Origin of the sequence: Pseudoflavonifractor capillosus (assembly GCF_016902575.1) — a bacterium.
In the GTDB taxonomy this organism is placed as follows: Bacteria; Bacillota; Clostridia; order Oscillospirales; family Oscillospiraceae; genus Enterenecus; species Enterenecus capillosus_A.
On record NZ_JACSNZ010000124.1, the window covers coordinates 1 to 551 of the forward strand.

Consider the following 551-nt stretch of genomic DNA (forward strand, 5'->3'; position numbering starts at 1 on the left):
GTTGGCAGACCGCACTCTTATTGTATCAAAAGGAGTTTTTTCTTCATATGGAACGCTAAAGCTTTTTTTGAACTCCCCGGCACAGCCGGGGGTTTTCATTAGACAAAAAGAAGGGCCTGTTTTGCAACAGGCCCTTTGTGATGTATGAGTTTGATGTTAAGCCTTGCGCTTGCGGGAAATCACCACAGCGGCGCACAGCAGAGCGGTGGCAGCGGCCATGGCCACCACATAGCCCATCAGCTGGTTGTTGTCCCCGGTGGGAGGCACTTTGCCGTCCTCGGCCACCACCACGTTGACCAGCACATAGATACTAAAGTGCTCCAGTCTGGCCGTGACGGTGTTTGCCTTCTTGCATTGCACGCTCCATTTCCATTTCTATATATCATTTTTCGTACTGTATCACTTAGCACGGCGGCGCAGCAGCCACAGGACAGCAGCGGCCACACACACCACCACACCTGCCACAGCCACCACCATGGGGGTGGCGGGGTTGGGCTGGGCCTGCCCCTGCTCCGGGGCGGGGGTGGAGGAAGGAGACTGCTCTGTTACAT

1 protein-coding gene is annotated in these 551 nt (G+C 55.5%); it reads right to left on the reverse strand.

Going from position 1 to position 551, the window contains the following annotated elements:
* Positions 1 to 156 precede the first annotated feature (156 nt).
* Positions 157 to 360, reverse strand: a complete 204-nt coding sequence (locus H9X86_RS12170; protein WP_204901755.1) for a hypothetical protein — start codon at positions 358 to 360, stop codon at positions 157 to 159.
* Between the last annotated feature and the right edge of the window lie 191 nt (positions 361 to 551).